Here is a 20,561-nt window from a genome sequence, read left to right as displayed (position 1 = left end):
CAAACATTATTACTCTTAATTTCTTTTTCTACTGTAAAGATTTCCCCAAAATTTCTACAATATCCATTGTTTTGACCTGGTCTTCTGCTTCCTTTACCTTGGTCCCATCACTCAGCATGGTCAAGCAGCAGGGACAATTACTTCTGAATCATTGTTGGACTAAGCCGAAGTGCTTATTCAACACGTTCAACCTTTATCCGTTTTCCCCTGTGTTTCCTCTATCCACATCCTGCCGCCGCCAGCCCCGCAGCACATAGTATTTTCTTTAGTTCTTCGGAAGAAAGATTCCTTCAGGGTCGACGACTTCATAAAGAATATCCAATTCCTCATGTGTCGGAGGCAATGTTTCACCGCGACAACGTGAGAAATCCAGAGTAAAACCAGTGTTTTCCTGGAGAATCTCTTCGGTAATTCCCGGGTGCAAAGTGTCTACATACATCTTCCCAGTTTCCTCATCAAAGCGGTACACTGCCATGTTCGAAATTACAGCGGATGGACCGCCTAGAAATTTTTTGCCGTAGGCCTCACGGCGGTGCATCCACTCACCGGAAGGCCATTGGCGGACACGCCAGCCCGGAGAGGTGAGATAGTCAACTTCTTCTTTAAAACGGCGTTTTTCCTGAACCATGATAAAAACGGTACGTTTTGCCAGCGAATTAATATCATTATTTCCGCCGCTGCCCGGGAAGCGCATGTCAGGATTTAAGTAATCACCGACAACGGTCGTATTCACATTTCCATACTGATCAATTTCTGCTCCGCCCAAAAAAGCGAGATCCACTCTTCCTCTTTGCAACTGGTCAAAAACATCCAGTAAACCGGAGGCAATCGAACAGCCTTCCACGCAGCGAGGATCCCCCACAGACGAAGGCAGAGAAGTACTTCTGGATCCAATCGTCCCCGCTTCGTAAATAACCTTACAGTCAGGTGCGGTGGTTTGAGCAGCCAACATGACCGCTAGCACCGGAAGCCCGGTACCGGCAAAAACAACTTCATCGTTATTTACTTCCCTGGCTGCAGCCACGGCAAGCAAATCGGCAGCAGTATACTCACCAGGGGCTGCATACATTTTATTCTGTACTAGTACCTTTTCCATTAATTACTCCCCCTTTTTGCACGAGTGCTATATTTGTAAAAACTGTTCGTCCTCAAGTTCATCAGGCGGGAAACATTCAGTTTATCCAGATATTCCTCATGGCTTCCGACCCCGTAAACCCATTCGTCAAGCCAGTCTTGCGTTCCGGACTCTGTTTTGGAGGCGGTTGCAAAATCATTGATAAACGCACCGTCCACATCATAGCAGCCGTACATACCGGTTGGGTGCGCCCCCCATGGAACTTCAACAATCGCATCAACCATGTAGCTCGGGAGCAGATTGCGATCAGGATCTTCTCTCAGATAGGACTCCGGAACAATTTCCTCGGCAATGACAATGACTTTATCCGCTGCTTTGGCGGCCTGTTCATCAGAGAAAGTTTGTCCCATCACACGTACCGTACCCTCTTCCCCCACCTGCTGGGCGTGAATGATACATACATCCGGCCTTGCCGCCGGTACAAGAATAATTTCGCCTTCATCGTAGAACGGATCGGGTGCATACCCAAACTTTTGAAAAGGAATGTGCGGGTTCTTTCCGTCCCTTAAGCCTGCTTTGCCGAGCATATCATATTCCGGATTCAAAATGTCCGTACCCCTTGAGGCCCATGTTGGGAGATACGGAACTCCAGCTGCTCCTGCCTGCATTCGGTACAGGATATGCTGATGGCTGTAATCTTCAACGATTATTTCGCCTGATTTCATTTTTCGGTCCATACAATAAGGCACTTTCCCGTAAAGTTCATGGCCGTTCCAGCAAGATTCCCAAATGGAGACAGCACCGGCCCCAATCAGCATTTCGGTATGCGTTCCCGAATTAACCTCGATTAAATGAAGATTTCTTTTCCCCTGGCGCAGCATTTCATAGATTGCGGCCATTGGACGCCGCCAAATGGTAAATCCGCTAAAGGTAATCATGTTGCCATCCTGGATCATTTGCACAGCTTCTTTTAAAGAACATCTCTTGTCCTGCATACTTCTTTCTCCCCCTATCTATTGTCGTCTGTAAAAAATTACACTGAGACCGTTTGCCCTGCGTTTTTTGGTTGAGTGTTTTGTGCCTTTGATTGATCTCCCAACAAATATTTTGAAATTACCAATCTCTGAATCTCATTGGTACCTTCATAAATTTGGGTAACTTTTGCGTCCCTGAATAATCTTTCCACCGGATAATCCTTCGTATAGCCATAACCGCCATAAATTTGGATCGCTTCTGTCGCATTTTTCATCGCTGTATCGGTTGCATAGCGTTTTGCCATCGAAGCTTCTTTCCCACATTTGATGCCCTGGCTGCGAAGCTTGGCAGCACGGTAAACAAACAGTTTGGCCGCTTCCACTTCTGTAGCCATATCGGCAATTTTGAAGGCAACCCCCTGGTTTGCTGCGAGCGGCTTGCCAAACTGAATCCGTTCCTTTGCATACTGGATCGAATATTCCAAAGCGGCTTCGGCAATACCCAGACCCTGGGCTGCGATGCCAATCCGGCCTACATCAAGGTTGGCCATGGCAATTTTGAAGCCTTCTCCCTCTTGGCCCAGCAGATTTTCTGCGGGAACTTCGGCATTTTCAAAAATTAATTCCGTTGTATTAGAACCATGGAGCCCCATTTTTTGTTCTTTTTTGCCAACCGTGAAGCCTGGGGTATTTTTCTCGACGATAAATGCGGAAATACCTCTTGTACCTGCAGTTGAATCCGTTACAGCAAACGTAACATAAGTATCGGCAGCACCGCCGTTTGTAATAAAGATCTTGGAGCCGTTCAAAATGTATTTATCGCCTTTTTTCACCGCGGAAGTACGAATTCTCCCTGCATCGGATCCCGCACTTGGTTCCGTTAGTGCAAAGGCGCCAATGTACTCGCCGGATGCTAGCTTCGGAATATATTTTTGCTTCTGTTCTTCCGTTCCGAAATACAGAATTGGATTGGTTCCCACGGATGTATGAACGGATAAAATGACTCCCAGGGTAGCGCTTACTTTGGCAATCTCATTAATAGTCAATATGTAGGAAGTGAAATCTGCCCCTGCTCCTCCATATTCCTGTGGAATCGGAATCCCCATCAAGCCGTATTCGCCCATTTTGCGGATAATGTGCAATGGATATTCGTCCGTTTCTTCCATCGTTTCAACAAAAGGAGCAATTTCATTTTGAGCAAAGTCGCGTACCATTTTTCGCATCATTTCTTGTTCTTCAGTAAATTCCAAACACATGCTTTTTCCTCCTCTGTATTTTTCTTGTTTCTTTTATTAGTTGTATTGATAAAAACCGCTTCCCATTTGACCTGCGCCAATAACCATAAACGTTTTAATTTCTATACTTCCTTTGCCCCTCTATTTCAAGTTTCTTTATCGTACTTCAATGAGGATAGCGTCGCCCTGTGCAGCTCCGGAGCAGATTGCTGCAATACCGAGACCGCCGCCGCGCCGGCGCAGTTCATAAATCAGCGTCATTATAATCCGCGCTCCGCTTGCACCAATTGGATGTCCGAAGGCAACCGCTCCACCGTTTACGTTTACCTTTTCCAGGTCATATCCGGCAATTTTCTCACTTGTGAGAGTTACAGCTGCAAATGCTTCATTTACCTCAAACAAATCAATTTGATCTATGGTATATCCTGTTTTTTTCAGCAACTTATTTATTGCAAGGCCAGGAGTTGTGGCGATGTAAGGAGCTTCCTGTCCCACCGCGGCGTGTCCAAGGATGACGGCTAGCGGCGTTTTGCCCAGCTCAGCTGCTTTCTCCTCCGACATCAAAACCATGGCACCGGCACCGTCATTTATACCAGGTGCATTCCCTGCTGTAATGGATCCGTCTTTGGTGAAAACCGGAGGCAATTTTTTCAGTTGTTCTAATGTTGTCTCACGCGGTGCTTCATCTTTATTTACCAAAATTGGTTCGCCCTTGCGCTGCGGCACAGCTATAGGCACGATCTCTTCGTTAAATTTGCCTGCCTCCATTGCTTCAATCGCGCGCTGCTGGCTGCGCAATGCCCAGTTATCCTGGGCTTCACGTGAAATCTCATATTCAGCAGCAACATTACTGCCATGAACGGCCATATGCTGTCCATCGTAAGCATCGGTGAGTCCATCATTCAGCATCAAATCGACTACCTTGCCGTCCCCCATACGCATACCCCAACGTGCATCTTTCAATATGTAAGGTGCATTGCTCATACTCTCCATTCCGCCTGCCACAATGACATCAGCGTCACCAGCACGAAGGATTTGGTCTGCTAATGTTACGCTGCGAAGGCCGGAAGCACACACTTTATTAATCGTTTCCGTTTGAACTTCCCAGGGTAATCCCGCGATTCTTGCTGCCTGCCTTGAGGGTATTTGCTTCGCTCCGCCCTGAAGAACCATCCCCATAATTACTTCATCCACCTGATCTCCTTCAACTCCAGCACGGACCAACGCTTCTTTTATCGCAACCCCGCCAAGGTCAACAGCTTGCAAATCCTTTAAAGCTCCTCCAAATTTTCCAAAAGGAGTTCTGGCCGCACTAACAATTACTGTTTTTCCCATTTCCCCACTTCCCCCTAAGACCGATTTTGAAAAAATAAACAACAAAGACCACAGTCCCAGACTGAAGTCCGAGACTGTGGTCTGTATGTTAGATTTTATTTTAAATGTTTTAAATTGTCAATATTTTTAAAAAATTCCTTAATTACAAAAAACACGGAATTTTTTCATCCATCCTTAAAGACCTATGAAGATATGCCACTGACAATTTGGCCAGCTTCAAAGAGCCCTTGAACTCTAAAATTTTCTTTCTTAATTCCATAAATTAATTTGTTTATGCTAAAATTATGAATTATAGGATAACAAACACATTTTTTGTTTAATTAAGGAGATTCATAGATGTCAGATTTAACCCCCAGACAAATAAAAGCCAGGAAAACAAGAAAAAAGATTCTGGAAGCGGCTTTAGAGCTTTTTAGCAAAAAATCCTTCGACGATACAACCGTTGATGAAATAGTTAAACTGAGCGGTACATCAAAAGGGGCATTTTACACACACTTTAAATCTAAATACGAAATTTTCTTTGAAAAATTTAAAGAGATTGACGAGGTTTATTGGGAGTTTACTCAGTCTTTTCCTGAAGAAACAGATGCCAGTGAAAAATTGCGGCAGCTTTCTGAATTGCAAATGGTTTATCTCAGAGATTATTGGGGAAAGGATCTGTTTCGAACCCTATATACAAACGCTTCCCCAAATAACAATTACTTTTTGAATAAAAACAGAGCTATCTTTAAAATAGTCCATCAGTTTGTAAGTGAAGGTCAAAATAAAGGAGAATTCAAAAAAGATCTTTCCCCCGAAGAAATCACCATAATCATTACACGATGCATGCGCGGAACACTTTTCGATTGGTGTATCGGCGATGATAATTTTGACCTTTTACTGGAAACGCAAAAGATTATACACACTGTATTAGATGGCATAAAAGCATAATTTAATAAAAAAGCACCATTCCGAAATACCATGTCCCCTATAGAGTAGACACTTAAAAAAGTCTACCTATAGGGTCATAGCTATTAATTTTAGAAAAACGAGTTCGATGCCAAAGTCATCGAACTCGTTTTTTATCATTTCCCGACAGAATACCCCTTCCTCAAAGAATGTGAAGGGCAAAGCCCAATGAGTAGGGAGGGGATGAATGTCGGTTGGTGGTAGCCAGAACATTTGTTTGTATGGTACAATATTCCTGTAAGTTGTTCTTTGAAAACTGAAGATAGGAGGTTCTAGCAGGAAAATCGTCTGCTAAGTAAAATCTTCAACGTTCTAATCGCCTCCACACGCACCGAAGTAGCGAAAACCAAGCAGAGTAGGGTGTGTAGCGAGTTCAACGTACAAGATATTTTTGCCATCACCGTAGGGACTACGGGTAGAGCCTGCTAAAAAACTAGTGGATACACTGGTGTTCGCAGGAATCTCCCACTTCAAATTTTCGTTAGAAAATTAAGTGGCGAGTAGTTCAAAAAAGGAACTAGGATAGATATGTTTTGAACATACTCAAATAAGACTTCCTTCGTTCCGTATTTTTATACGGCTTGGTGAAGCCCCATCGTATATTGTTAAGTGATGCCAAGAATATCGAATGACGTACGCTTATTATACCTTCGTACTTTTCGCCCATTTTGAACAAGTTCCTAGAAAAGCCTGGTTAGCACTGATACAGGAGAATGAAAAAACACTTTACTCTAAGAAATTAGAATAAAGTGTTTTCAACAGGTTTAAATACACAATCAATGTGCATTCTTGCTAATCTTGATACTTAGATAATTGTTGCTGCGCAGAATTAAGTGAATTAATGGCTTGTTCAATCTTTTCCTTGTTGTCTGGTTTTTCTACAGAACTAAGCGCTTGCTGTAATGTGTTAACAGTATCCTGTACAGATGACATACTTTGGTCAACGTATTGTTTAGCTTTTCCTGGCATATGTAACCCTCCCTATACTAATTTCAAACATAGTATCTGCACAAATGAAAATAAAATTCCTACAAATTATTAGCTCGAAGGAAGGGAAAAGATACTTCCGTTTTCTCTTCTGTCATTTTATATCCTCTAGCGCATCAAGGGGGATAGGATGCCCTACCTCTATCGTTCGATTTAATTTTTTCCCTTTAATTTGTTCGATATGAGTGACATACTTCCCTTTCATTTTTTTGACTTCTAATGTTTTAAACGCTTCTGTTCCCAATAAATCTGTTTGCTCCTCTAAAGGTTTTTGGATGTCTAAACCTTCACTCTTTACCACAAATAAATCGGTCATATCATTTAACGTCTTATCCAATGAATAATTAATGCCAACTATCGCAATAATCACTACAAATATCCCAATTATGCTACCTATGATTCTCTGTTTTCTTTTATTTTGTCGCATTTCAACTCTCCTCTTTATACTATATTTGTTTACTGAACCTTCCCCGCCAAACTGTATCTAGTTGACGGTATACTTAACAAAAACAATAGCAGTAAAAGAGAAATGAAAGTGATGAAAAGGAGGCACCAGGGAGAAAGCATAAAAGAAATGGGAACGCCATTTCTATCAGCCAAATAAGGAACAAACTTACACTGTTATTCCTTATTACTAAATGATAAGCTGAGGCTCTTTAATGTGTGAAGTCTGGCAGTAAAAATGAATAAATCATCGTAGTTATTTTCTACGTACTCCTCAATAATACTCAGCCCTTTCTTAAATCTATTGACTAATAAATACGTGTACTCTTCATTCCAAATAAACCGATTTATTCTCAAAAGTTCATCTGCTAATATTTGAAACTTAAACTCCTCAACAAGAAGTTTTACTTGATACAATTTATCTCGATTTAAAATCAAGCTGTTTTTTTTATTTTGATAATGTTTATGAACAAATTTTACAAAACCATCTATATTTTCAGCCAGCATTTTCGCTATTTCCATCTCGAAGTTCATTTCTTCATCTCCTCAATGTCTAATAATCACTATGAAGAGTTTATGTTTTGAGACAATATTTTAACACCAACAATACAATCTACTAAAAGAAGCCTGTCCCCCTCATTCGTTGACGCTTTAATGTCGTCGGGGACAGGCACTGATTTTTTTATACACGTAATCATCATTTATCTTTAGTACTATTTCTAAAATTATCGTAATCCGTCTTAATGTAATGAAATAACTTTGCGTTGCCGCCTTGGTCTGGATGAGTTATTTTTAATAACCCTTTATATTCTGCCAACACTTCTTTAGTACTCGCCATTTTTGAAAGCCCTAATTTTTTACTATAATTATTTGATTGAGTGCTGGAGGTGAGAGTGTAATGGTCTCCTTTGCTCTCTTTTAATTTTTTTAGTTCATTACGTAATTCAATATTTCGTTTTACTAAATCCTTTATTTCACTTTGTAATTTACTTTCCTCATTCTTTAAAATGACCACTTCTTTTTTCAACTTGTCTCTTTGCTCAATTAATCTGCGCTTTGCATTCTCATGAAGTTCTTCCATTCCTTCTATATGCTTATCTTGTGCCTGTATTTTTAGTTTTAATCGGTGAATCATTTCATCCATATTTTGATTTGTACTATCATCGATAAACAGCTTTGAGGTTGTATCATCAACTATGTAATCAGTTTTCTTGTTTCTGTTTCCTTCGTATTTAATCCTGCCTTCATGTAACCAACGTCTAACTATTTGATTACTAATACTTTCTGATACTCCTGCATCTTTTAACAGGTCAAACGCTTGATCTGTGTCATCAATTATGCAGCCAGTTTCTCTACTCCTTTTTCCTCCCTCATATTTAATCTTCCCTTCACGCAGCCAACGTCTCACAGTTTGAATACTAGTACTTTCTGATACTCCCGCATCCTGTAACAGCTCAAATACTTGATCTGTGTTCACAATGTTCCGCCTTCCCCTCTTATTACGCCACATCATGTTATATTGAGTGATATCAGCCTAAAAAATGAATCATTTTTGTACCTCTTCACAAAAATTTCAACAGCGTATTCAAATAAACATTCTTATGTCGGTTTAACAAGTTGAAATCGAAGTAGAAGATATCTTCTACACGATCAATTATATAAATGAGTTAATCCAACACTTGCACTTTCACCTTTTTAACGCCCCAATTTAAAGCATCCTGCTCATTAGGAATAAAGACATCTACTCTATTTCCTTTTATAGCACTACCTGTATCCTCGGCTGTTGCGTAGCCATAGCCCTCCACATACACTTTTGATCCAAGCGGGATGACAGATGGGTCAACTGCTATTACTTTTGCATCCGGATTCGATTTTAAGTCGACACCTGTAGCTGTAGTCCCGATACACCCCTGACAATCAGCAGTATATGCCGTTGCTCTTACGGTAATCTCTTTTTCTATATCTGATTGATTCGTAGTTTCACTTTTTGATACTGTTTTTTCTTGTTCAGCTGTATTAGCTGGTACAGCTGTGTTAGTTGGTGCAGCTTGCTCTGATTTCGTTTCAGATTCTGCGTTCTCTGTCTCAACTTTATTTACCCCTGGTTTCATAACTAGGTTCTGTTCCGGATGAATTGTATCTGAATTTAAACCGTTCCAAGACTTAAGGTCGTTTACTGATACATCATTTTTATGCGCGATTTCCGATAGCGTGTCCCCCGACTCGACCATGTAATCCACTTCTTGAAAAACCTGTAGTGTTTCTCCCGCATAAATTGTATCTGACGACAACTGGTTCCAAGACTTAATTTCTTCTATTGAAGCTTTATATGTTTGAGATAGCCCCCATAATGTGTCTCCATCTTTCAGTTCGACATCTTCTGCTTGTACCGGACTAGTAAATGCACTAGATATTGCAGCCGCTGCCACTAGCGATAAGATTGATTTTTTCATATGTTGTTACCTCCCTGTAAGCTAATATTTGCAATCATATCACAGTTATTTTCTATACAAAGAACAGGCAGATAAAGAATAGATGACAGATATCACAGAAGTATAACGGGAAGATATCAATTTTTAAAATAATACTAGAATAATTACTATATTTGTCCGTCGTATCTAAATCACGACACCCATGGCGGAGTTCAGTTATTAGGTGCCCCAACTGTACTGGACCGTCTATTCAAACAGGCTATCTTCCAGAAACTGAATATGATGTATTTAAATAATTTTACATAGGCACTACATAATTAAACTTAATTTACAAATTTAAAAATACACTAGCTGTTCTGGCAACATAGAGTTCAGCAATACAATCCATACATACAGCCCATATTAATGATTAAGTGTCCTTATCTTTTATTTATTACATCAGATTTTCTATCATAATATATGTAAAAATAAAAAAACGAATAATGGACTTTTTTGTATATGTCCATTATTCGTTTTACAGTTTTGTACTACCACGGTGTTCCAATTACTACGAATATGAGCCAGGCAAGCCCTGGTCCGAAAGCCACAAAACAAGCAGATACAATTAAAAGTTTTCTAAAAAACTCATTTTGCTTTGTCCCTTGTGCATTTGCAAGCATCATTGCTCCATTGGTAGAGAAAGGACTTATGTCGACAATACTCGATGCAATTGAGATAGATGAAACAACTCCGATTGATGAAACCGCAGGATCCTGTAAAATTGGAATAGCAAGTGGAATAATAGCTGCTAAGAAACCTGTTGTGGAAGCAAAAGATGAGATAACTCCTCCAATATAGGATGCCGCAAGAGCTGCCATTATAGAATTATTCATACTAGCTATTAACTTTGTCATATAATCAATGGCACCTATTTGTTCTAGTACTCCTACATAAGTGACAATCCCTGTTACCATAAGAATAATTGGCCAAGGCATACTCTGTAGGACACCTTCTTGTCTTTTCGGAGCCATTAATGATAAAGCAAGTCCTACCCCGAACGCTGCAAACCCCATGTTTACATTGTATCCAAGAGCTAAAATAACTAAAAGGGCTATTCCAAGAAGTGTAAATCCCTTATACCAAGTCAATTTATCTTCTGATTTTTTAGGACTTTCCTCAGGAAGATCATTTTCATTTAAATGAACACCTTCTACTGTAGCAGCTGTATATATTTGAGCAGAATCTTTCTTAATAAATGAACATAAAGCTTTCGTAGAATATCTATCTTCAAATGAAATCGAAAAAGCAAAAGCCTTATTAAATGCCCATAATGAAGCTGTATTTCCACGAGTTAAAGGATCATTTGAGGATAAAATCTAACATGTAAATATGAGTCGACAATCGACGCTAATAACCATGAAACCCTTTTGTTATAGGAAATTTCCAACAATCTTTCATTCATTAAACCAAATCTTTTCTTTCTTTATAGATAACCGCCAGCCTCCTTCGCGTTTTTGGAGGCTGGACTATCTGAAAACTAAGCCTCATTATAAAGACTGAGCTAAGCACTCTAACATGACTAGCCTGGTGATTATTGATGTAATAAGTTAAAACTATGGCTGCCTTTTTGAAGCAACCCCTATGTTAAAATAAGGTTAGTTTAAAAGAAGAGGTGTCCGTACATGCAAAAGCTTCAGTTTGAACCATCATGGGATAAAACCTTATCCCTTAAAGATCGTAAAAGAATTGAGGAAATTCATTCCGAAACGAGCTTATCCAATCCTGCTAATATGCAACTAACCCCTTTATGGCAAGCCACTAATCATAAAGGAGAACTATTAATTACCGTACTTGTCCATAATTTTAGCCAACAGGTACTTTTATTCCATAATAAAAAACTACGTTATATTGAAAATAAAGAAATCATCGCAGAGCATATCTTTAGCCTTCCAGCACTAGTCATTCAGCAAGAAACTAGCATGCCATGGACATTTATTTTTCCTGTTGAAAGTTTAAAGAAGCCAACAACATTAGAAAAAGGCCACTTAGAATCTGTTGATTAATTAAATCAATAAAAGAAAAATAACACTTCGAGATTATTACAAGCTAGAACGTGAAATAATAATAACAGTGAATACATTGAGTTTTAAGGAGATGCTTTTTACAGATGGGTGCTATAGAACGAAATGGGTATAGATTTGAACCCGAGTATAGTGTAGTCGAGCAAAATGGGGCAATTCACGTCTATAATAAAGGGCAGTTTGTTGAAGAGGTAAAATTTTCCTTTTCCGGGAAATATCCAGAACTTAATCAAATTGAACAGCTAATTAATGAATATTGCGAACAGCATGGAATCTAAATTCTATATGTCCTCCCCCCTGTCTCTTCCTACGAAGGATGGTAAGTAAGATGGTTGCGAGAAAGAATCCCATGGCTTTTTAGCCATGGGATTGGTTAGTTCAATGACTCGACATAAACACGAACCATTTCGGGCGTAACGAGTTTACGAGTAGGGATAAATCTTTCATTTGCAAGAACATTAATTTGCAAAGTGACTTCATTAATTTTGTCTATTGTAAAGTCCTTTCCTGCTTTACATAACTCTATAGCCTCTTGAATATACTCTTCCCGTTGTTGGTCTAAACGAGTAAATTTAGTGAAATCTTGATTTTGTTTTTGGGCATGTAACGTGATAGCCTTGTGTACACTCATGATTGTTCACTCCTATGATTGGTATAATAGTTAACTTCTATATTAACAAGTTTATATAAAAAACTAAAGAATGCGAATTCCTAATTTTCAATCATTTTTAACGGGAATTAATCCCACGTTCCTGTCACTCCTAAAAGATTGGTAGTTTTGATAGAAAGAATCCTAGAAATATAAGATGATTTTATGTGTATATACTATCCATTATCTTTACCTTGAAACAGCTATTTCATAACACAAGGAGAGCTCAGTCTTTAAAGACTGAGCTCTCCTTCCTATTTACTTCTATTTTAACAAACATTACGTTTGCAACCTTGCTTAAATTTAAATGATGATCGCAAATATTATGTTTCCTTGAATCAGATGACAGGACTTTAATCCCTTACAACAGAATCACTTGTATTACGAACTCCTTTATCGAAATGACGTCAGCTTGTTATTATTATTTAGAAATATTATCATCCGGTTTAACTTCTAACGGTACTCGCTTGTCCATTTTTAACACGTAGTAGCTTACTACGACAAGAGCTAGAAAAACGATTCCAACAACAAGAGATAGACGAGTGCTAGGGTTAAACCACATCCCAACTAGCACAATTAGTAAAAATGCAATTGTCACATAGTTACTATACGGGGCAAAAGGCATTTTAAACGGATGGTTGCCCATCTCAGCGGCTTTTACCTTTCTGAATCTAAGCTGACTAATCAGTATCACAAACCATGGAATCATTCCAGGCAGAACGCTGGCACTATAAACATAGACAAAGATTTCTGGCGGAGCAAGATAATTCAAGACAACACCAATAGCTAAACCTATAAGGACAGCAATCGTACAATAGGCTGGGATGCCATTCTTAGATACTTTCGCAAAGATTTTAGGAGCTTGACCGTTCATGGCTAGCGTGTAAAGCATGCGCCCTGCACTGAAAATCCCACTGTTGCATCCCGACATTGCTGCTGTGATGACGACAAAGTTAATGATACCTGCAGCTGCAGTAATTCCGACTTTAGCAAACGTTGAAACAAAGGGACTGCCGAGTTCATCCAATTGATCCCAAGGATAGACTGTTACAATAACAAAAATGGCACCAATATAAAAGACTAAAATACGCCATATAATGGTTTGAATTGCTTTTGTTATGGTCTTCTGTGGATTTTTCGCTTCACCCGCAGTGATTCCAATCAGTTCAACCCCTTGATAGGCTGCTATAACAAGAGAAAGTGCAAAAAAGAAGCCTGTCCATCCTCCTGTAAAGAAACCGCCATTTTCCCAAAGATTTGATAATCCAATCGCCTGGCCATCATTTCCTAATCCGAAGAAGATTAAGCCCAAGCCAGCAACAATCAGAAGTACAATTGTTACAATTTTAATAAGTGCAAACCAAAATTCAAATTCTCCGAAGGATTTTACAGAAATGAGGTTTGCAGCTCCTAGAATACCCATGGCAATCACGCCTGGTATCCATGCAGGTAAGTCAGGGAACCAATACTTCATATACATCCCAACAGCAATAATCTCAGACATTCCGACAATTACCCATTGGAACCAATTACTCCACGCAGTCATATACCCTGCTAAAGGATGAATATAATCGCTCGCAAAGGTTGCAAATGAACCCGTAGTAGGCTCTAAATAAAGCATTTCCCCCATTGAGCGCATAATGAAAAATATAAAAAGACCAGCGACAGCATAAGCTAGCATGACAGATGGTCCGGTCCATTTAATTGTACTAGCTGAGCCCATAAATAAGCCCACACCAATGGTACCGCCCAAAGCAATCATCTGAATATGACGTGCCTCTAATCCTCTCTTTAATTCTTTGTTTGACATGATTGACTCCTTCGAATACAAATTAACGGCTATACTTCTCTATACTAGCTTCTTAATTGATTCTCGATTTATTAGCAAGATTAATACGCGCAACCGTTTTCCTATTTTATAATAATAAACAACCCATAAAAACACAAATGTATTTTTCAAAAAAACACATTCTATTAATATACTAAGAATACTCTGAATAAATATATCATTATCTTTAAAAGTATTTTTACAAAACATATAAAAAGTAGTTATCATCATGAAAATTGGTAAAAAGTTAAAAGCTAGATCCATTAATACGGACCTAGCTTTATATAAAAATACTTAATTACCAATGAAAAACATAACAGCTATCCTTATTTACGCTAGCCGTCACTATTTAAACGGATTTTTCCATTCCATCAACACGCCATAATTTTGTGATTCATCATCTTCCAAATAGTTTTCAACAACAGCGATGGGCGTTCGGCCACATTTTAATAAAAAGCTAATGACTGGATCATTTAGCTCACCAGACAAAACTTTTTCTACATATTCTTTCGCTGTCATCCTGCCAGAAACCCGCTTAAAGCCAGGTATTCGGCCACCACCTAATAAGCGATCAAGCTTCTTCTCAATAACGAGCTGATACATCGCCAGCATCATCCATTTTCCAAGTCCAAACTTTCGATACTTTGGTCGAATACTAATATCGACAACATACAGTGTATTTCCGTTTCCTTGATGATTACGAATATAACCATCATCCGTTATCTCAGACCAGGAATGTGTAGGATGAGCTGGATCAAAATCCACGCAAAGAGTCGTAAGTGAACCAGCTAATTGTCCGTTTACTTCCACACAGATAGCTCCTTCTGGAAAAAGTGTAACATGATTGTTTAACTGCTCACGATTCCACCATAGTTCCTCTGGAAAAGGAGGCGGAAAGCACTCCGATTGAACTTTGATTAATTCATCAAAATCCGCTTCTGTATAATTCCGTAAAACGGCACGCCGTGGCTTCTGTTGATCGAACACAAAAAAACCGCTATAGTATGCCATTATTAATCGGATGTCTCCCAATCAGGATATAAATCCGTGCGGCGATCTCGCCATGTTGTCACGGAACCTTTCTCGCGAACTTGATATAGTAAGTCTAAATCAAGGTCAGCCGTAATAATCATATCATGGTTCAGCTCACCTTCACATAAAATGCCTTTTGGCGGGAATGGAATATCATTAGGTGTAATGACCGCTGCCTGACCGATATTGGCACGCATAAAGTCAACCGTAGGAAGCGAACCGACTGTCCCAGTCGTGACAACATACACTTGATTTTCAATTGTACGAGCATGCGCTGTATAACGAACGCGATGAAAGCCATGACGATCATCTGTACAAGACGGGCAGAAGATAACATCGGCCCCTTTCGCTTTCGCCATTCTTACAATTTCCGGGAATTCGATATCATAGCATGTTAAAATCGCAATCCGTCCTTTATCCGTATCAAACACATTCAACTTATCACCTTTATGCATATTCCATTCATGCACTTCAGTCGGCGTACTATGAAGCTTCGCTTGCCCCGCAATCCGACCATCTGGATAAAATAAATGAGCTACATTATACAAACACCCTTCTCGTTCAATAACGTGAGTGCCTCCAATAATATGCATCCCTGTTTCTTGCGCAAGCTTACTAAACAGTGCGTGATATTTCTCCGTGAAACTTGGTAAATCTTGAATCGTTAAGCTTTGCCCTTGTTCATCACCAATTGATAATAGTTGAGTCGTAAAAAACTCAGGAAATAAAACAAATTCTGCTTCAAACTCTTGAGCTGTCTTTACATAATGTTCACATTGCTTAGCAAATTCCTCAAATGAGCTAATCGTATGTAAATGATACTGTACTGCAGAAACACGAAGTTTCATTGCCCTATTCCCCCTTAAACTCCCAATTAGGATGTTGTTGTTTTCTTCAGCTTTGATGGATTATTTATTTTATAACGAATCGCTTTGTCAAACTTTTTATCAACAATTTTACCATCGAATTCAAGGCTGTCCCCTTCTGCTAATTCCAGTTTTTTTAACGTTTTGCTATAGCTGCACCAAGCGTCTCCAATTTCTAGCTCTTGTTCGCCTTCTATTTTGACATGTTCAAGAAGAATGACCTCATCTTCTTCTCCGGTAAAATGATTCATTTTCGCTGTGAATTCTTTAACCGTTGCGGTGAAATGAACCTTATCTTCAGGCAACACAAGTTTCGGTTGTGCCGGCTCTTTTTTAGCCTTAGATTTAGGCTTCTTGTCAGACTTTACCTCTACTTGTTCTGCATGGGAATCTGTTGCCGTTGTCGCCTCTTCTATTAATGAGTCTTTTCCAAAACTAGCGCTTTGCATTTCCTTTAAATAAGCAGGATGAATACAGCCAAGGCTGCCATCTTCAAACTCCACTACGATAGTTTGTGTACTGCCGCCATACTCTTCATACCCAACTAGCTTAACCTTTGCTTGATAACCGTTTGATTTATATACAAGCTCTTTCTTAACTGAACGTTCTGTGAACAATTTCCACTCAGTACCTTTTGCAATATAAGCTTCCTCGTTCTCAAAAGTAATAAAATCACCCTTGGGCGGTATATAGCATATACCATTCGATAACCTGTCATTCACCAGACAACACTCCTAAAATATTTAGCTGTCCTTATTCTAGCAAAAGTTTACCTCGTTGCAAATTCATTGAACTGTGTGTTTATTCAGAAACCAATGTACTCAAACTTCCCCTCACTATCAGTATTACAACTAGCTGAACTTGAATAGGTTCTTATATAACCATTCTATACGATTTGGAGGTGAAAAGAATGACCTATTCCATTTATCCGCTTGGCGATCAAGCAGTCACAATTGAATTAGAATCTGAGCTAAACATTGCACAATGGCAAAAACTACGTCAACTCACGCAAACATTAGAGCACCTCAAACCTGATTGGCTGATTGAGTATATCCCAGCCATGACAACGCTCACCATCGTATATAACCCTCTAATTGTACAAAAACAATACGGAGCAAAGCGTTCTCCTTATGAAATCGTTTGTGAGGAAATAAACATCCTTTTCAAACAAACTCCTCCTCACACAACGAAGAAAGTGAAACACATCGATATCCCTGTTTGTTATGGGGGACAGCTAGGACCGGATTTACTTGATGTGGCGCAGTACACAAAGCTGACGCCAAAAGAAGTCATCCAACTTCATTCTGAGCGTACATACACCGTCTATATGATTGGCTTCGCTCCTGGTTTCCCTTATTTAGGTGAATTAAATCAAAAACTTCATATCCTGCAACGTACGAGCCCGCGTCTATTTGTTCCAGCAGGCTCTGTCGGAATCGGCGGTGAGCAAACAGGCGTATATCCACTCGATTCACCTGGGGACTGGCAGATAATCGGTCAGACACCGCTTGCACTATTTCTTAAAAATGCCGAACCACCGTCTTTACTGAAAAGCGGCGATCAAATACGTTTTGTACCAATTTCAGAAGCAGAATACACCACTTTACGAAACAAAGAGGGGTAGATAATAAGGATAAGGAGCTGTATAACACGATGTTTACCATTATCAGGTCTGGCATGTTAACGACAATACAAGATTTAGGACGTCACGGCTATCAGCAATACGGGGTCAGCGTTTCTGGAGCGATGGATACATTTGCCCACCGAACCGCCAATCTCTTAGTTGGAAACGATGAACAGCAAGCAACACTAGAAATGACCCTTATTGGACCTGCCATCCTTTTCGAAAACGATACATTCATCTCTATTTGCGGAGCGGATTTGTCTCCAACCATCGATAATGAACCATTGCCGTTATGGCGACCGATTTTTGTTCGCAAAGGCAGCAAGCTTTCATTTGGTTTTTGTAAAAATGGCTGTCGCGCCTATTTAGCCATTGCAGGAGGGATTCGTGTTGCAAACGTAATGGGCAGTCGCTCTACTTTTTTAAAAGCACGGATAGGAGGTGTACAAGGACGCGCCGTTCAAAGCGGCGACCAATTATCAAGTTATTCTCCCTCTCCTTACATAACCAAACTTATCGAACGATTTACTTGCATGACAACGAAAAACCACCTTCCAGTAAAATGGCATATTTCTTATGAATGTATCCCGCATTTCAATAAGAAACATACCGTTTTTGTTATGAAAGGAAAACATTTTTCACAGTTTACACGAGATAGCCAAGAACACTTTTTCACAAAACCTTTTACCATTTCCATGAACTCAGATCGTATAGGCTATCGTTTAAAAGGAACTCCTCTATCATTAGCAGAGCCAAAAGAATATTTGTCTGAACCCGTTATATTCGGTTCGATTCAAGTTCCTACTAATGGCCGCCCAATTCTTTTAATGGCTGATCATCCAACAACAGGCGGCTATCCACGAATCGGTGAAGTCGCATCAGTCGACCTACCGCTCATCGCTCAATTAAAACCAGGTGATGTCTTATCCTTTCAAGAAATCTCCGTTCAACAAGCACAACGACTCTTACTTGAACGAGAAGCGATGATAGGTGTCCTTAAACAAGGAATTAAATTAGCACTTAAAAGAGCAGGAAATACATGATTGATTTAAGGTGGGGCACTCAAAGCTTTGCAAATGAGAAATAGAGCTTTTTCAAATAGTGATTAACCGCCACCTTCTTACACATTAATAAAGCATGATACTCATTCTGTCTAAATATAATGAATTGATATGTATTGTTTTGTTTAGTAAAGATTACTCCAAAGAAGCAACACTCAAAAAATACTATTTTGGTAGACTATTTTTTGAAACTAGATAAAGGGTGATCATACAATGGATGAAATAGGTCTAGACCCTTATGTACATGTTCGTACCGTGAAAAATCTGGAATACGAACCGAACGAAGAAAAGATAAGCTTTATTTCTGATTATACGGGATTACCACAGATATGGGAGTATAATCAAGAAAATGGATGGATTGCTCAATCTTCTTTCACAAAGGAAGGAATCACCTTCTTAAAATATGTTACTGGTAAATCAGATCTGATTATCGGGATGGATGTTTCGGGTGATGAAAGAGAACAATTGTACTTATTAAAGATGGATGGAGAGTTGATTGCCCTAACAAACTCCCCAGAACATGTTCATTTATATGGTGGAAGCTCTCCAGATGGAAAATGGATTGCATGGTCTAGCAATCGACGAAATCAAGCATTTTTTGATATTTATATTCAGAATCTTGAGACCCTTGAAATTCGCCTCGTTTTTGCCAAAGATGGGAAGTTTTCCGTGGTGCAATGGTTTCCTGACGGGAATTCATTATTGATTAGAAAAACTAACTCTCCTCTTGATAATGATTTAGGTGTATTTTCTCTTTTAACTGGATGCATAGACTGGATAACAGAACATTCGGGAGAAGCGAGTTTTAAGAATGTCCATTTTAATAAGAATGGAGATCATATTTATTTATTAACAAATAAAGACCGTGAATTCTTTGGGCTGGCATGTATACATTTACCTACTAAACAATTCACTTGGCTGGAGCAGGGAAAATGCGATTTTGAAGGCCTAGCCATGAATGAGAAGAAAAACCAATTAGCGTTTACTATCAATGAAGGGGGAATATCCAAAGGGTATTTACTAGACTTAAATATAAGTACTCTTTATACATGGGAAACGCCAATGGGCGTAATCACAAACCTCAAATTTTCACCAAAAAATCAAAGGCTCATCTATATATTGAATGGACCTGCACACCCATCTGATATATGGGAGCTTGACCTTGAAACCCTCAAGACAAAACGCCTTACCTATGTTTCCCGAATTCCTATTCTCGAGAGGAAATTAATTGAGCCTAAGCAAATATTCTTTCGTTCTTTCGATAATCTTCAGATACCCGCCTTTTACTATAAGCCGAAATGCGCGGCTGAGAAATTCCCTGTTGTCATATATATTCATGGTGGCCCGGAAAGTCAAAGTCGTGCTGTTTATAACCCTCTTTTGCAATATTTTTCAAGTCTTGGTTATGCAGTGGTAACTCCTAATGTTCGCGGCAGTACAGGTTACGGAAAAACGTATACCCATTTAGATGATGTTCGTAAACGTATGGACGCTGTGAAAGACCTTATTTCTTTAGTGAAATGGCTTAAGGAAAATACGAATGCTGATGTTGGTAGGATAGCGGTTATGGGGGGCAGCTATGGTGGATTTATGGTTCTTTCCGCAATTAGTCATTATCCTAATTTGTGGGCAGCTGCCGTTGATATCGTAGGAATATCAAGCCTACGAACGTTCCTAGAAACAACAAGTCCTTGGCGGAAGAAGTTTAGAGAGGATGAATATGGAACGGTTGAAAAAGATGGAGAATTTTTCGATCAAATCGATCCTCTGAATCATGCGGATAAAATCACCTCTCCCCTTATGGTAATCCATGGAGTTAATGACCCGCGAGTCCCGATTAAAGAATCAGAGCAGATTGTGAATAAACTTAAGACACGAGATCATCCTGTTACATATATTCGTATAAAAGATGAGGGGCATAGGTTAGTAAAACTTAAAAATAAAATATATGCCTATTCTAAGTTGGCTGATTTTCTTGAAACATACATTGGAAAGAATTAATCTTCTTAAT

Annotated in this window: 21 protein-coding genes and 1 pseudogene; 6 read left to right on the top strand and 16 right to left on the bottom strand. The window is 39.4% G+C overall.

Annotated elements, in window-relative coordinates; translation table 11 throughout:
• Positions 1-28: 28 nt before the first annotated feature.
• The 5 genes and pseudogenes from ACE199_RS10995 to ACE199_RS10975 all read right to left on the bottom strand — a co-directional run.
• Positions 29-273 (bottom strand): annotated as a pseudogene (locus ACE199_RS10995) (heterodisulfide reductase-related iron-sulfur binding cluster); the annotation flags it as partial.
• Positions 266-1,069, bottom strand: a complete 804-nt coding sequence (locus tag ACE199_RS10990; RefSeq protein ID WP_375349865.1) for a CoA-transferase subunit beta — start codon at positions 1,067-1,069, stop codon at positions 266-268. The pseudogene ACE199_RS10995 and the gene ACE199_RS10990, both read right to left, overlap by 8 nt.
• A 26-nt stretch (positions 1,070-1,095) precedes the next feature.
• Positions 1,096-2,070: a CoA transferase subunit A gene (locus ACE199_RS10985; protein ID WP_375349788.1), complete on the bottom strand. Its 975-nt coding sequence runs from the start codon at positions 2,068-2,070 to the stop codon at positions 1,096-1,098.
• 38 nt (positions 2,071-2,108) lie between these two features.
• Complete coding sequence (locus ACE199_RS10980) at positions 2,109-3,305, bottom strand: acyl-CoA dehydrogenase (protein WP_375349787.1); 1,197 nt, start codon at positions 3,303-3,305, stop codon at positions 2,109-2,111.
• A gap of 135 nt (positions 3,306-3,440) precedes the next feature.
• Positions 3,441-4,619, bottom strand: coding sequence for an acetyl-CoA C-acetyltransferase (locus ACE199_RS10975; RefSeq protein ID WP_375349786.1), 1,179 nt, complete (start codon positions 4,617-4,619; stop codon positions 3,441-3,443).
• 336 nt (positions 4,620-4,955) lie between these two features.
• Between ACE199_RS10975 and ACE199_RS10970 the strand changes: the two genes are divergently transcribed.
• Entirely contained in the window at positions 4,956-5,549 is a 594-nt protein-coding gene (locus tag ACE199_RS10970; protein ID WP_375349785.1) for a TetR/AcrR family transcriptional regulator, read from the top strand.
• Between the two features lie 810 nt (positions 5,550-6,359).
• On the opposite strand, the gene ACE199_RS10965 is transcribed toward ACE199_RS10970, so the two are convergent.
• The 6 genes from ACE199_RS10965 to ACE199_RS10940 form a co-directional block, all read right to left on the bottom strand.
• Positions 6,360-6,536 carry a hypothetical protein gene (locus tag ACE199_RS10965; protein WP_252289779.1) on the bottom strand — a complete coding sequence of 59 codons (177 nt, stop codon included), beginning with the start codon at positions 6,534-6,536 and terminating at the stop codon, positions 6,360-6,362.
• A gap of 112 nt (positions 6,537-6,648) precedes the next feature.
• On the bottom strand, positions 6,649-6,981 hold the full coding sequence (locus ACE199_RS10960) for a hypothetical protein (RefSeq protein WP_375349784.1): 333 nt from the start codon (positions 6,979-6,981) through the stop codon (positions 6,649-6,651).
• A gap of 194 nt (positions 6,982-7,175) precedes the next feature.
• A complete protein-coding gene (locus ACE199_RS10955) occupies positions 7,176-7,532 on the bottom strand; it encodes a hypothetical protein (protein ID WP_375349782.1) in 357 nt (118 codons plus the stop codon).
• A gap of 163 nt (positions 7,533-7,695) precedes the next feature.
• Positions 7,696-8,475: a hypothetical protein gene (locus tag ACE199_RS10950; protein WP_375349780.1), complete on the bottom strand. Its 780-nt coding sequence runs from the start codon at positions 8,473-8,475 to the stop codon at positions 7,696-7,698.
• A 190-nt stretch (positions 8,476-8,665) separates the two neighbouring features.
• The gene (locus tag ACE199_RS10945; RefSeq protein WP_375349779.1) at positions 8,666-9,451 is read right to left on the bottom strand and encodes a LysM peptidoglycan-binding and 3D domain-containing protein; all 786 of its coding nucleotides are present in this window, start codon (positions 9,449-9,451) and stop codon (positions 8,666-8,668) included.
• A 506-nt stretch (positions 9,452-9,957) separates the two neighbouring features.
• Positions 9,958-10,641, bottom strand: a complete 684-nt coding sequence (locus ACE199_RS10940) for an SLC13 family permease (protein ID WP_375349863.1) — start codon at positions 10,639-10,641, stop codon at positions 9,958-9,960.
• 450 nt (positions 10,642-11,091) lie between these two features.
• Between ACE199_RS10940 and ACE199_RS10935 the strand changes: the two genes are divergently transcribed.
• Positions 11,092-11,472, top strand: a complete 381-nt coding sequence (locus ACE199_RS10935; protein ID WP_375349778.1) for an SLAP domain-containing protein — start codon at positions 11,092-11,094, stop codon at positions 11,470-11,472.
• A gap of 104 nt (positions 11,473-11,576) precedes the next feature.
• On the top strand, positions 11,577-11,768 hold the full coding sequence (locus ACE199_RS10930; RefSeq protein WP_375349776.1) for a YbxH family protein: 192 nt from the start codon (positions 11,577-11,579) through the stop codon (positions 11,766-11,768).
• Positions 11,769-11,863: 95 nt separating this feature from the next.
• Here ACE199_RS10930 and ACE199_RS10925 read toward each other — a convergent pair whose 3' ends face one another.
• The 5 genes from ACE199_RS10925 to ACE199_RS10905 all read right to left on the bottom strand — a co-directional run bounded on the left by ACE199_RS10925 (position 11,864) and on the right by ACE199_RS10905 (position 16,587).
• Entirely contained in the window at positions 11,864-12,121 is a 258-nt protein-coding gene (locus tag ACE199_RS10925) for a DUF2533 family protein (RefSeq protein ID WP_375349775.1), read from the bottom strand.
• 439 nt (positions 12,122-12,560) lie between these two features.
• The gene (locus ACE199_RS10920) at positions 12,561-13,949 is read right to left on the bottom strand and encodes an amino acid permease (protein WP_375349773.1); all 1,389 of its coding nucleotides are present in this window, start codon (positions 13,947-13,949) and stop codon (positions 12,561-12,563) included.
• A gap of 363 nt (positions 13,950-14,312) precedes the next feature.
• Complete coding sequence (locus ACE199_RS10915) at positions 14,313-14,978, bottom strand: GNAT family N-acetyltransferase (protein ID WP_375349772.1); 666 nt, start codon at positions 14,976-14,978, stop codon at positions 14,313-14,315.
• A gap of 2 nt (positions 14,979-14,980) precedes the next feature.
• Complete coding sequence (locus ACE199_RS10910) at positions 14,981-15,847, bottom strand: carbon-nitrogen hydrolase family protein (RefSeq protein WP_375349771.1); 867 nt, start codon at positions 15,845-15,847, stop codon at positions 14,981-14,983.
• A gap of 26 nt (positions 15,848-15,873) precedes the next feature.
• Entirely contained in the window at positions 15,874-16,587 is a 714-nt protein-coding gene (locus tag ACE199_RS10905; RefSeq protein ID WP_375349769.1) for a hypothetical protein, read from the bottom strand.
• Positions 16,588-16,775: 188 nt separating this feature from the next.
• Here ACE199_RS10905 and pxpB point away from each other — a divergent pair, with 188 nt between their 5' ends.
• From pxpB to ACE199_RS10890, 3 genes are all read left to right on the top strand, one after another.
• A complete protein-coding gene (gene pxpB / locus ACE199_RS10900) occupies positions 16,776-17,489 on the top strand; it encodes a 5-oxoprolinase subunit PxpB (protein ID WP_375349768.1) in 714 nt (237 codons plus the stop codon).
• A gap of 29 nt (positions 17,490-17,518) precedes the next feature.
• A complete protein-coding gene (locus ACE199_RS10895) occupies positions 17,519-18,532 on the top strand; it encodes a 5-oxoprolinase subunit C family protein (protein WP_375349766.1) in 1,014 nt (337 codons plus the stop codon).
• A 231-nt stretch (positions 18,533-18,763) separates the two neighbouring features.
• The gene (locus tag ACE199_RS10890) at positions 18,764-20,551 is read left to right on the top strand and encodes a S9 family peptidase (RefSeq protein WP_375349765.1); all 1,788 of its coding nucleotides are present in this window, start codon (positions 18,764-18,766) and stop codon (positions 20,549-20,551) included.
• The last annotated feature ends 10 nt before the right edge of the window (positions 20,552-20,561 follow it).

It is taken from the genome of Peribacillus sp. Hz7 (assembly GCF_042136355.1).
GTDB classification, from domain to species: Bacteria; Bacillota; Bacilli; order Bacillales; family DSM-1321; genus Peribacillus; species Peribacillus asahii_A.
Note: the sequence above shows the minus strand (reverse complement) of the source record. Positions and strands in the feature narration are given on the sequence as shown.

Coding starts and splice junctions, on each gene's coding strand:
- ACE199_RS10990 (WP_375349865.1), bottom strand. CDS start 1,069: ATGTATGCAGCCCCTGGTGAGTATACTGCTGCCGATTTGCTTGCCGTG.
- ACE199_RS10985 (WP_375349788.1), bottom strand. CDS start 2,070: ATGCAGGACAAGAGATGTTCTTTAAAAGAAGCTGTGCAAATGATCCAG.
- ACE199_RS10980 (WP_375349787.1), bottom strand. CDS start 3,305: ATGTGTTTGGAATTTACTGAAGAACAAGAAATGATGCGAAAAATGGTA.
- ACE199_RS10975 (WP_375349786.1), bottom strand. CDS start 4,619: ATGGGAAAAACAGTAATTGTTAGTGCGGCCAGAACTCCTTTTGGAAAA.
- ACE199_RS10970 (WP_375349785.1), top strand. CDS start 4,956: ATGTCAGATTTAACCCCCAGACAAATAAAAGCCAGGAAAACAAGAAAA.
- ACE199_RS10965 (WP_252289779.1), bottom strand. CDS start 6,536: ATGCCAGGAAAAGCTAAACAATACGTTGACCAAAGTATGTCATCTGTA.
- ACE199_RS10960 (WP_375349784.1), bottom strand. CDS start 6,981: ATGCGACAAAATAAAAGAAAACAGAGAATCATAGGTAGCATAATTGGG.
- ACE199_RS10955 (WP_375349782.1), bottom strand. CDS start 7,532: ATGAACTTCGAGATGGAAATAGCGAAAATGCTGGCTGAAAATATAGAT.
- ACE199_RS10945 (WP_375349779.1), bottom strand. CDS start 9,451: ATGAAAAAATCAATCTTATCGCTAGTGGCAGCGGCTGCAATATCTAGT.
- ACE199_RS10935 (WP_375349778.1), top strand. CDS start 11,092: ATGCAAAAGCTTCAGTTTGAACCATCATGGGATAAAACCTTATCCCTT.
- ACE199_RS10930 (WP_375349776.1), top strand. CDS start 11,577: ATGGGTGCTATAGAACGAAATGGGTATAGATTTGAACCCGAGTATAGT.
- ACE199_RS10925 (WP_375349775.1), bottom strand. CDS start 12,121: ATGAGTGTACACAAGGCTATCACGTTACATGCCCAAAAACAAAATCAA.
- ACE199_RS10920 (WP_375349773.1), bottom strand. CDS start 13,949: ATGTCAAACAAAGAATTAAAGAGAGGATTAGAGGCACGTCATATTCAG.
- ACE199_RS10915 (WP_375349772.1), bottom strand. CDS start 14,978: ATGGCATACTATAGCGGTTTTTTTGTGTTCGATCAACAGAAGCCACGG.
- ACE199_RS10910 (WP_375349771.1), bottom strand. CDS start 15,847: ATGAAACTTCGTGTTTCTGCAGTACAGTATCATTTACATACGATTAGC.
- pxpB (WP_375349768.1), top strand. CDS start 16,776: ATGACCTATTCCATTTATCCGCTTGGCGATCAAGCAGTCACAATTGAA.
- ACE199_RS10895 (WP_375349766.1), top strand. CDS start 17,519: ATGTTTACCATTATCAGGTCTGGCATGTTAACGACAATACAAGATTTA.
- ACE199_RS10890 (WP_375349765.1), top strand. CDS start 18,764: ATGGATGAAATAGGTCTAGACCCTTATGTACATGTTCGTACCGTGAAA.